At 59.6% G+C, this 10,648-nt stretch carries 10 protein-coding genes; 7 read left to right on the top strand and 3 right to left on the bottom strand.

Annotated elements, in window-relative coordinates; genetic code table 11:
• A partial coding sequence (locus RDL66_RS07540) for a class I tRNA ligase family protein (protein ID WP_308536269.1) occupies positions 1-2,876 on the bottom strand: 2,876 nt, incomplete at its 3' end.
• Positions 2,877-3,092: 216 nt separating this feature from the next.
• Between RDL66_RS07540 and RDL66_RS07535 the strand changes: the two genes are divergently transcribed.
• Positions 3,093-3,569, top strand: a complete 477-nt coding sequence (locus tag RDL66_RS07535) for a hypothetical protein (protein WP_308536268.1) — start codon at positions 3,093-3,095, stop codon at positions 3,567-3,569.
• 317 nt (positions 3,570-3,886) lie between these two features.
• Here the strand turns inward: RDL66_RS07535 and rpsT are convergent, their stop codons facing one another.
• Positions 3,887-4,150, bottom strand: coding sequence for a 30S ribosomal protein S20 (gene rpsT / locus RDL66_RS07530; RefSeq protein ID WP_308536267.1), 264 nt, complete (start codon positions 4,148-4,150; stop codon positions 3,887-3,889).
• Between the two features lie 203 nt (positions 4,151-4,353).
• Complete coding sequence (locus tag RDL66_RS07525) at positions 4,354-4,836, bottom strand: hypothetical protein (protein WP_308536265.1); 483 nt, start codon at positions 4,834-4,836, stop codon at positions 4,354-4,356.
• Between RDL66_RS07525 and RDL66_RS07520 the strand changes: the two genes are divergently transcribed.
• The 6 genes from RDL66_RS07520 (at position 4,835) to RDL66_RS07495 (ending at position 10,379) form a co-directional block, all read left to right on the top strand.
• The gene (locus tag RDL66_RS07520) at positions 4,835-4,969 is read left to right on the top strand and encodes a hypothetical protein (RefSeq protein ID WP_308536263.1); all 135 of its coding nucleotides are present in this window, start codon (positions 4,835-4,837) and stop codon (positions 4,967-4,969) included. The two genes, RDL66_RS07525 and RDL66_RS07520, sit on opposite strands and share 2 nt — an antisense overlap.
• 288 nt (positions 4,970-5,257) lie before the next feature.
• Complete coding sequence (gene lepA / locus RDL66_RS07515; protein ID WP_308536261.1) at positions 5,258-7,108, top strand: translation elongation factor 4; 1,851 nt, start codon at positions 5,258-5,260, stop codon at positions 7,106-7,108.
• Complete coding sequence (gene trmB / locus RDL66_RS07510) at positions 7,108-8,055, top strand: tRNA (guanosine(46)-N7)-methyltransferase TrmB (protein ID WP_308536260.1); 948 nt, start codon at positions 7,108-7,110, stop codon at positions 8,053-8,055. Before lepA ends, trmB begins: the two co-directional genes overlap by 1 nt.
• Positions 8,055-9,476: a radical SAM family heme chaperone HemW gene (gene hemW / locus RDL66_RS07505; protein WP_308536259.1), complete on the top strand. Its 1,422-nt coding sequence runs from the start codon at positions 8,055-8,057 to the stop codon at positions 9,474-9,476. Before trmB ends, hemW begins: the two co-directional genes overlap by 1 nt.
• Positions 9,477-9,859: 383 nt before the next feature.
• Positions 9,860-10,117, top strand: a complete 258-nt coding sequence (locus RDL66_RS07500) for a type II toxin-antitoxin system RelB/DinJ family antitoxin (protein ID WP_308536258.1) — start codon at positions 9,860-9,862, stop codon at positions 10,115-10,117.
• Between the two features lies 1 nt (position 10,118).
• Complete coding sequence (locus RDL66_RS07495) at positions 10,119-10,379, top strand: Txe/YoeB family addiction module toxin (RefSeq protein ID WP_308536271.1); 261 nt, start codon at positions 10,119-10,121, stop codon at positions 10,377-10,379.
• The last annotated feature ends 269 nt before the right edge of the window (positions 10,380-10,648 follow it).

The following is a 10,648-nucleotide window of genomic DNA, read 5'->3' as shown; positions in this document are numbered from 1 at the left end:
TTCGGTTCGCGCCCGTCCAGCAACTTCACCACGGCCGGTTCCGCCAGGACTTTCGCCTGCAAATCGGCCTCGGAAATCTCGGGGTCCACCGACACTTTCGCGCGCACCTTGCCCGCCACCTGCACCACGCAAGTGACCTCGTCGGCCGCCAACAGCGACTCGTCGGTCACGACCGGGAACGTGGCCCGGGCGATTCCGCCCTGGTGACCCAAACGTTCCCACAGTTCCTCCGCAATGTGCGGAGCGATGGGGGCGACCATCACGACCAGCGCTTCTGCGGTCTCACGCGGCACCCGGGGCAACCCGGTCAAGTGATTGTTCAGCACAATCATCTTGGCGATAGCCGTGTTCACGCGCAGATTGTCATACTCCACGGTGACATCGTGAATGGTGCGAGCCAGCACTTTTGCGGTCGCCAAATCCGGAGCGTCGTCGCTGACGGTGAGCGCGCCGGTGTTTTCATCGACGATATTGCGCCACAGCCGCTGCAGGAAACGCTGAGAACCGACCACCGCGCGCGTGTCCCACGGGCGGGACATATCCAGCGGCCCCATCGACATCTCGTAGACCCGGAACGTGTCCGCACCGTAATCCGCACACATCTGATCAGGGGTGACGATGTTCTTTAGCGACTTGCCCATCTTGCCGAACTCGCGGTTGACGGGCTGGCCCTGCCAGGTAAAGCCGTCATCTTCGTTGCCCTCCACCTCGTCAGCCGGAACGTATTGCCCGCGCGAATCCGTGTAGGCGTAAGCCTCAATCATGCCCTGGTTGAACAGGCGATGGAACGGCTCTGAACTGGACACATGCCCCAAGTCATAGAGCACCTTGTGCCAAAAACGCGCGTACAGCAGGTGCAGCACCGCGTGTTCCACGCCGCCCACGTACAAATCCGTGCCGCCGCTGAGGTTGCCCGCTGCGGGGCGCGGACCCATCCAATAGGCTTCGTTGTCAGGGCTGGCAAAAGCCGTGGGGTTGTCCGGGTCGGTGTAGCGCAGCTCGTACCAGCACGAGCCCGCCCAGTTCGGCATGGTGTTTTGGTCACGAGTGTAGGTCTGCTTGCCTTCGCCCAGGTCCAGCTCGACAGTCATCCAGTCCGTAGCGCGGCCCAGCGGGGATTCCGGGGTGGAGTGGGCGTCGTCGGGGTCAAAAGTCCGGGGCCGGAAGTCCGACACTTCGGGCAGCTCCAGGGGTAACATCTCTTCCGGCAGGGCGTGAACCCGCCCGTCAGAGCCGTAAACCACAGGGAAAGGCTCGCCCCAGTAGCGTTGCCGGGAAAACAACCAGTCACGCAGGCGGTAAGTCACGGTCTTTTCGCCCCGCCCGGTCTGAGCCAGCCAGTCGCTGATTTTTGCGATAGCCTCGGCCTTGCCCAGCCCGTTCAGGCTGATTTCACTGTTGGCGGAGTTTTCGATGACGCCGTCGCCGGTCCAAGGTTCCTCTTGCACGTCCAGGCCGTCCGGGCCGGAAATAGTTTGGATAATGTCCAGGTTGAACTTCCGAGCAAAGGCGTGATCGCGCTCGTCGTGGGCGGGCACAGCCATAATCGCGCCCGTGCCGTACCCCATCAGAACGTAATCCGCTACGAAAATCGGCACCAGGGAACTATTGACCGGATTCGTCCCGAAAATGCCGGTAAACACGCCGGTCTTTTCGGTGAAGTCGGTTTCCGCAGTCCGTTCGCTGTCGCTCTTTGCGCTGGCCTGTGCCCGGTAGGCCGCCACCGCTGCGCGCGGGGTCGCGTATCCGCCGGTCCACTCCGGTCGGGTCCCCTCCGGCCAAGCGTCCGGCACCTGCAACTCTGCGTCCGTGCAGTCCTCGGCACCCACCAGTGGGTGTTCCGGGGAAATGACCATGAAAGTCGCGCCGAATAGGGTGTCGGGCCGGGTCGTGAACACCTGCAACGTCTGCGGCTGCGGCCCTTGACCGGCCTCGACCTGGAAGTTTACGGTGGCGCCAAAGGACTTGCCGATCCAGTTGTGCTGCATAGTGCGGACCTTGTCCGGCCAATCAATCGTGGCCAGATCCGCATCCAGCCGGTCCGCGTAGCGGGTGATGCGCATCATCCACTGGCGCAGTTTCGTCTTAAACACGGGGAAGTTGCCGCGTTCGGAACGCCCCTCGGCGGTGACTTCTTCGTCCGCCAGCACCGTGCCCAATCCTGGTGCCCAGTTCACCGGCGCGTATGCCACGTAGGCCAGGCGCTCGGCGTCAATGAGTTCTGCCTGTTCCACTGCGGAAAGCTCGGCCCACGCCCGCCCGTCCGGGGTGGGGCGCGTGCCGTCCTCGTACTGCTTCACAAGGGTGGTAATCGGCCGAGCCGCGCCTTTTCCGGAGCCGTCGCGGCGCGGAGCCTGGGGGTCATACCAGGAGTTGAAAATTTGCAGGAAAATCCACTGGGTCCACTTGAAATAGTCCGGGTCGGTCGTGGCGAAAGAGCGCCGCCGGTCGTGGGACAAGCCAATGCGCGCTAGCTGTTTGCTCATGTTGGCGATATTGTCGTGCGTGGTGATGGCTGGGTGCTGGCCGGTTTGCAGGGCGTATTGCTCGGCGGGCAGGCCGAACGCGTCGTAACCCATGGTGTAGAGCACGTTCTTGCCCTGCGCGCGCTGGTAGCGGGCGACCACGTCGGTGGCGATATAGCCCAGCGGGTGTCCCACGTGCAGACCTTTGCCGGAGGGGTAGGGGAACATATCGAGGATGAAGTATTTTTCGTGTTTTGCCAGGTCGCCGGCCAGGGAGCCGCTGGGGTTATCCGCGTTAAATGCGCCGGTTTCGTCCCAAATTCGTTGCCATTTTGCTTCCAGGTTCCCCGCCATCTCAGCCGTGTAGCGGTGCTGGGGGGTGTCTGGGGTATCCGGGGTGTTTTCAGCCATATTCCTCTTCTTTCCGACAATGAACGTATCCAGTTTAGACCAGGGGACCTACGGGCGAAAAAGTCGTGACCCAGAGGGTATTAAATCGCTGTCGAGGCGGCCACACGATGCTGTAATCGGCGGATTTGATTCATTTACACAAAAAATCCGCGTTGATAAAATTGCCGGCAAGCTAGGTTTTTTCTCAACTGTTATACAGATTCCAGGAGAAATATCATGAATACGTTCATTCGCAATAGTACGTTGGGGATAGTCGCGGCGGTGGCTCTCGGATTTGGGTTGTCAGCTTGCGGTGAATCCGGCACGCAGCCCGCTAATGACGCCGCGGCGGCTAGCCCGACAACGCAGCCCGCAAGCCCGTCTACCAGCGCAACTGCGGACTTCTTTACCCTCGTGAATGATAGATCCAGCAATGCCTGCAATGAGGCTTTGGTAACTGGAATAATGCAGGTTGATGAGCAAGGATGTTTGGTCCTCGAAGGGGATGACGAGGTTCCCGCGATAGTGCCTTTATTACCCAAGGGAAGCCAGATTTCAGACAAATCCGTCACCCTGCCGGATGGAACTGTTTTGGAAATCGGCAAAAAGGTTTCCCTTGGCGGTGGCTTTACCAACGAAGAGCGATTCGTGTCCAAAGCGCGTAAACAGTGCAACACCTCTTCTGTGTACGTAGTTTGCCCTGAACAAGGCTGAGCGGCAGCTTTTGCGTTCCAGTGGTCGTTCCTGAGCATCAATGAACCCTGCCTGGGGTATTGGTTGCCGGTCTTGGTGCGGAGCTGGTACTCCCGCTCCTCGCGTGTATTTTTCGGAAACGGGGGGCGTTAATCCTATTAATTTGGCTCGGTGTGCCATATATGGCACACCGAAGCGTTTAAATAGGTTTTATCCCGGGTTTTCAGCCGCGCGCATTCGCCAGACAATCCGAGTTTCTGTTCCACACCGGGTTTTCTCGTGGGCAAAAGGAAAACGCCCACCGAGGTGGACGTTTTCAAATAGCTTAGAGAAACCGGTTACTGCATGGCAGCAACGCGGGTGGCCAGCTTGGACTTGCGCTGAGCCGCCTGGTTCTTGTGGATGATACCCTTGGAAGCTGCCACGTCGAGGCGGCGGGTGGCCACCTTCAAGTTGGCTTCGGCTGCGGCCTTATCCCCAGCCTCGATAGCCTCGCGGGTCTTGCGCACCAGGGTCTTTAGCTCGGAGCGCACGGACAGGTTACGCAGGCGCGCCTTTTCATTGGTGCGAATCCGCTTCATCTGAGACTTAATATTTGCCAATGTTCTTCCCTCAAAAGTATTGATTTTCGCCGGTTTTGGCGACACACAAGGAAATATCCTACGCCATTTTGCGCCTCATCCGCAAATCGGCGGTGAAAACGCTGAGCTAACGGATTCAGACTGCGTCCCACCTTCGTGATGCCGCTCATCATCTAGATGTTTCGTGCTGATTTCCGGTGTCTGCACGCCGATACGGGACACGTTCACAAGGGCGTTTCTTGGTTGGTTTCAAAAACAACCGCGGCGATGCGGGTGTCATCGTTGGCGATGAACAGTGCTTGTTCTGCCTGAGGAAACAGTGAGGTCGAAAGTCCCACAGTTTGAAGCTCCGTATCTGAGTCGCAGGCCCCGATTTCTGCTAGCCGACGTAATTCGCTACCGTGCCGAAGCCAAATCGAAACGGGGGAGGGCGAGTCTTGTGCGCACACAAAAGAAATTTGGCGAGAAGAGGACTCCTCCTTGACAGGTTTCAAATCCAAGTGCTTATCGGAACGGAAAGATGCCTGCGCGAGGAATTGGGTAGGCATCCAACTTTCTTGAACCTCCTGTTTAATGTCGGAAATGGACAACTTGGGAGCTGCCGCATCACTCGGAGCAGAATCGCGCTGGGAACACCCCGACAAAACAAACGGCATAGCAAAAACTAATAAAACCGCGATAGACGCTTTAGAAAACAGTTTTAACATGGGTTCCCCCTGGACTTTGAGTATGGTGGGTACGCCGTGCGGCAGAAACACGAGTGTTACCGGTTTGGGCTTTATCTTGGCTAACGAACCGGCGTTCCCGTGGCGCTGGGAAAACCTGGTGACCTGCAGCTAAGAAGTGGCTGACGCGTCGGGGTCAGCGAACAATCTCTGCGGCGAGATTACAGATGTTTCAAGGTAACAGATTCCGCGTCCCTGCGCAATAGTCCGGCAGGCCCAAATTATTCCTGACCGGAGGAACGCCACGCCGGGCAACAACCAGGGCGATTGCCAAAACTTGTGCACGAAAGTCCTCCGGTGAATTTCGTAGCGGGAGACACGGCCCCTTGCAGCCCGCTAAAGATTGGGCAAACGTGGGAAAAATGACAAAATGGAATGTCTAGCGAGAAAGATAAGGAAGTCCATGCCCATTCCTGGTGATGTCCTGTTACAGTCGATTGCGCCCGCCGCCACCGACCCGTCCCTGATTCGTAACTTTTCGATTATCGCCCACATCGACCATGGCAAGTCGACACTGGCGGATCGGATGCTGCAGCTAACCGGAGTCGTCTCGGACCGTGAGATGCGTGCCCAATACTTGGACCGGATGGACATTGAACGCGAACGCGGCATCACCATTAAATCCCAAGCCGTGCGGATGCCCTGGCAGGTGGGAGACACAGCCTACGCCCTAAACATGATTGACACCCCTGGTCACGTGGACTTTACCTACGAAGTCTCACGTTCCCTGGCGGCTTGTGAAGGGGCGGTGCTCCTGGTGGACGCCTCCCAAGGCATCGAGGCGCAAACCCTGGCGAACCTCTACCTGGCCTTGGAAGGGGACTTGACCATTATTCCGGTGCTGAACAAGATTGACCTGCCCGGTGCGATGCCGGAAAAGCACGCCGAAGAACTGGCGAACCTCATCGGGTGCCAGCCCGAGGACTGCTTGCGAGTTTCGGGCAAGACCGGGGAGGGCGTGCAGGCCCTGCTGGACGAGATTGTCTCCCAGGTCCCCCCGCCCTCTGGACAGCCCGACGCCCCGACCCGCGCACTCATTTTCGACTCGGTTTATGACACGTATCGCGGGGTCGTGACCTACGTGCGCGTCATGGACGGAACGCTCAATGCCCGCCAGCGAATCAACATGATGTCCACCGGCACCACCCACGAACTGCTGGAACTGGGTGTCATCAGCCCGGATCCGATTCCCACGAAAGGTATCGGTGCGGGCGAAGTCGGCTACCTCATTACCGGGGTGAAAGACGTGCGCCAATCCCGCGTGGGCGATACCGTTACTTCTGCGGAAAAGGGCGCTCGCGAACCTTTGCCGGGCTACCGCGACCCGATGCCGATGGTGTTTTCGGGACTGTACCCGATTGACGGAACCGATTTCCCGGTGTTGCGTGACGCGCTGGACAAACTGAAACTCAATGACGCGTCGCTGACTTTTGAGCCGGAATCATCAGCCGCCCTGGGGTCAGGTTTCCGTTGCGGTTTCTTGGGTTTGCTGCACCTCGAGATTATTCGCGAGCGTCTGGAACGCGAGTTTGATCTGGTGCTGATTTCTACCGCCCCGAACGTGGAATACGTGGTGGTGGCGGAAGACGGCACGAAAACTCACGTCATGAACCCTTCTGAGTTCCCCGAAGGCAAAGTCAAGGAAGTGCGCGAGCCGGTGGTGGCCGCGACTATCCTGACGCCCTCGGACTTTGTCGGTCCGGTCATGGAACTGTGCCAGGATCGGCGCGGCGCCATGAAGAATATGGAGTACTTGAGCTCGGATCGGGTGGAACTGCATTACACCCTGCCCTTGGGTGAGATTGTTTACGACTTCTTTGATCAGCTGAAATCCCGTACCAAGGGCTACGCCTCGCTGGACTACCACCTGGACGGGATGGCTCCGGCCGACCTGGTGCGGGTGGACATTTTGCTGAACGGGGAACAGGTTGACGCGTTTTCCGCCATCGTTCACAAGGATAATGCCTACAGTTACGGGACCGCGATGGCGACGAAACTGCGCAAACTCATTCCGCGCCAACAGTTTGAGGTGCCTATCCAGGCGGCTATCGGCACTCGCATCATCGCCCGGGAAAATATTCGGGCGCTGCGCAAGGATATGCTCGCCAAGTGCTACGGCGGCGACATCAGCCGGAAACGCAAACTGTTGGAAAAGCAAAAGGCCGGCAAGAAACGCATGAAAGCCATCGGGCGGGTCGAGGTTCCCCAGGAGGCTTTCATCGCCGCGCTATCCAATGAGGATCCGAAAAAGTAATGGGCAAAACGATTCGAGCCGACGCCCAGTCCGGAGGGGACGATGAAAACCCTGACCGCCAGCGCCCTTACCCGCGGGTCAGAACTTTTGCCCGGCGCGGCGACCGCATGGGCCAAACTCTGGAAAAGACCTTTGAAAAGTACAAAGACGCCTACCTGTTGGACGTGAAACGCGGGGCGGGACCGACGATGGCGGCCGAGGGGGAGCGCCTGGATCCCCGCGTCGTGTTTGGCCGCGAAGCCCCGCTCATTGTCGAGGTCGGCTGCGGTAACGGCGAGCAAATCACTAACGCTGCCGCACTGCACCCCGAGAACAACTACTTGGGGTTTGAAGTGTGGCTGCCGGGGGTGGCGAAAATCGTGTCCTCCGCCGTGCGTAACTATGACGGCTTGCCAAACCTGAAAGTCGCGGACGTGGACGCCCTGCAAGCCTTGCCCATTTTGCTCGGTGAGGCGACGGTACACGAGATGTGGACGTTTTTCGCTGACCCGTGGCCGAAAACTCGCCATCACAAGCGACGTCTGGTGGCGCCGGAGTTTGCGGCCATTGTCGCCCAGCTGCTGGAAGACGGGGGTCAGTGGCGCTTGGCGACCGATTGGGACGACTACGCTTGGCAGCAGCGTGACGTGGTTGAGTCCACCCTCGGATTGTCTAACCCGCACGTTGGCCAGCGTCCCGATGTCAACGATCCACAAGGTCAGCGCGGCGGTTTTGCGCCGCGTTTCGACGGTCGGGTGGTGACGGCCTTCGAGCGCCGGGCCGCTCGTGAGGGCCGGGACGTGCATGATTTGTGTGTGGTACGCCTGGCGCGCGGCTCGGCTGAAGAACGCGAACAGGCCGCGTCGTTCCAGGTGACGGCCCGTTTGGGGCGGGTTAGCGCCACGGAGAAGCCCGCCGAGTCCGGGTTTGCGCCGCGTGAGCCGTGGTACGGGACGGGCGAAGCCTGATGAATTCGCCGCGCACGCTCTGCGCCTACGTGCATGTGCCCTACTGCCTGCGGCGTTGCGGCTATTGCGATTTCAATACGTACTCGAATCTGTCCCTGGGACCCGGCGTGGCGGGATATGCGGCGGCGTTGCTCCAGGAAGTCGGCCTGTATGCGCCGGATTATTCCGGGTCGGTCGCAAAGAGTCAGGGCGGGGGTCACCAGGGCGGGGCCGGTCACGAGGGCGGTGGCGTTGGTGCCGGTGACACAGGTAGCGGTCACCAGGACGGTCGGGCGCTGACCAGCGTGTTCTTCGGTGGGGGAACCCCAACAGTCTTACCGGCGACCGATTTGGTGCGGGTCTTGCGCGGCCTGAGCGAAACTTTCGGGCTGGCACCCGGGGCGGAAGTAACGACCGAGGCAAATCCCGACACGGTGACGCCGCAGTATCTAGAAGCCCTGGCGGCGGGCGGTTTTACGCGGGTGTCCTTTGGAATGCAGTCGGCCATTCCCGCCGTGTTAGCGACTTTGGACCGGACGCATCAGCAACAGCACCTGGTGGCAGGCGTGCGGGCGGCGCGCGCGCAAGGGCTCGAGGTCAGCGTGGACCTCATCTATGGCACGCCGACAGAGAGCTTGGCGGATTGGCGGGCCTCCCTGGATGCCGCGCTGGAGCTAGGGGTAGACCACGTGTCCTGCTACGCCCTGGTTATCGAGCCGGGGACCGCGCTGGGACGCGCCCTCGCGCAGGGGAAAATCCCCCCGGTGGATCCCGATGATCAGGCGGATAAATACGAGCTGGCTGATGAGACGCTCAGCGCGGCGGGCTTGCAATGGTACGAGATTTCCAACTGGGCGCGCCCGGGCCACGAATGCCGCCACAACCTGGCCTATTGGCGTGACCAAGATTGGTACGGTTTCGGGCCCGGCGCCCACTCGCACCTGGGGAGCGCGCGGTTTTGGAACCTGCGTCACCCCGCGAAGTGGGCGCAGTCCCTGCAAGCGGGCCATCGGCCTATTGACGGCCAGGAAATCATCACCGGCGAAAGCGCCCGCCTGGAAAAACTCCTGCTGAATCTGCGCCTGCGCCAGGGCCTGGATTTGGGCGAATATGCCCGAGAGTTCGGGGTCGACGCGGCGGCATTGCATCGTGAGGCGCACGAGTTGGCTGCGGAGGGTTTGCTGGACGGCGCGCTGCTGCCCGGCGGTGACTCGCTGCCGGACTGCGAGTTGGTGCAAAAGGGCGGTTCGCTGCCGGTTCGACAGCTCTCGCAGGGGGGCGAGCTGCCGCAGGCGGACGGATTTCCCCACCAGGACGAGCTTTTACACCAGGGCAGGTCGGCACCGGACGCTCTGACCAGCGGCGCGGGTCGGGCAGTGCTGACTCGGCGCGGCCGCCTGCTGGCCGACACGGTCATTCAACGCCTGGTGGGGGTGTCATAGGGGGGCCGGCTGCAAACGTTCGCGACACACCGCAGCCGAACTTCCCACTTACTTCCCACTTAACTTCCCCAAGTGTTATGTTAAGCGGGAAGTTCGGGTTAAGTACCGGGCGCAAGGGGACGCCAAAATCCGGTTTACCTGGTCTTATAGCGTCTGGCAGGACGTGTCCTTCCGATTATCCTCGCAACGTTCGGCGAAAAACTCTGGATAAAACTAGCGAAAAACTCTGTATGGCCAGGTCGCGTATACTCGGGCGGATGGGGTAATGGTCATTCCGCTTGCGGCCCTGCGAAACTAAGCCCCGCATGGTGGTGAGACTCAGCACAGATTCACGAGCGAATTAGTGGTGCGTTAGTTGTATAATAGTGTGCGAGGTGAGTGCAATGGCTACAGCAAATGTGACGATTCGGATGGACGCGGAGTTGAAAGCGGCGATGGAAGAACTTTGCCGCGATCTGGGAATGAACATGACCACCGCATTTACGATTTTCGCAAAGAAAGCGACCGGGGAAAACCGCATCCCTTTTGAGGTCTCGCGTCCTGACCCGTTTTATAGTGAATCGAACCTACGCAATCTGCGCGATGCAAAGTCTGCGCTGGATGCCGGTGAAGGCGTGGAACACGACCTGATTGAGGCGTGAAGTGCGTCTCGTTTGGTTTGAAGGGGCTTGGGAGGACTACCTATATTGGCAAACCCAAGACAGAAAGACATTACGCCGAATTAATAAGTTGGTGAAGGATACCCAGCGGAATCCACTTTCTGGATTGGGAAAATCCGAGCCGCTCAAAGGGGAGCTGTCAGGGTGTTTTAGTCGGCGTATCGATGAGAAAAACCGGCTGGTCTATCGTCTTAGAGGAGAAACTTTAGAGATTCTGCAGTGCCGAGGACACTACCAGGATTAGCGCTGTCGAGCGGGGCCGGCAATGTCGCGTACACCCGGGCGGACGGGGTGATGGTCGTTCCGCTTGCGGCCCTGCGAAAACTGAGCCCCGCGTGGTGGTGAGGGGAGCAGCGGGGGGCGGGATTGTTCGGACATGGAAGTAAAGATTTGGTAAAGCGGAACAGAGAATTGCGCGCTAGCAGCGCTGCGACCTGCGCTTTGAGGGACTGACCTGCGATTATGGAAAATCACTGGAAAAGGCTTAGTTTTCGCTGAAATGACGCCAAAAGG

The organism is uncultured Mobiluncus sp., from assembly GCF_902488535.1.
GTDB lineage: Bacteria > Actinomycetota > Actinomycetes > Actinomycetales > Actinomycetaceae > Mobiluncus.
This window is presented reverse-complemented; position numbering and strand designations above follow the sequence as displayed.

Bases quoted from the DNA above. Each gene is read 5' to 3' on its own strand.
- RDL66_RS07535 (WP_308536268.1), top strand. From the start codon at position 3,093: ATGAATACGTTCATTCGCAATAGTACGTTGGGGATAGTCGCGGCGGTG.
- RDL66_RS07520 (WP_308536263.1), top strand. From the start codon at position 4,835: ATGGGTTCCCCCTGGACTTTGAGTATGGTGGGTACGCCGTGCGGCAGA.
- RDL66_RS07525 (WP_308536265.1), bottom strand. From the start codon at position 4,836: ATGTTAAAACTGTTTTCTAAAGCGTCTATCGCGGTTTTATTAGTTTTT.
- lepA (WP_308536261.1), top strand. From the start codon at position 5,258: ATGCCCATTCCTGGTGATGTCCTGTTACAGTCGATTGCGCCCGCCGCC.
- trmB (WP_308536260.1), top strand. From the start codon at position 7,108: ATGGGCAAAACGATTCGAGCCGACGCCCAGTCCGGAGGGGACGATGAA.
- hemW (WP_308536259.1), top strand. From the start codon at position 8,055: ATGAATTCGCCGCGCACGCTCTGCGCCTACGTGCATGTGCCCTACTGC.
- RDL66_RS07500 (WP_308536258.1), top strand. From the start codon at position 9,860: ATGGCTACAGCAAATGTGACGATTCGGATGGACGCGGAGTTGAAAGCG.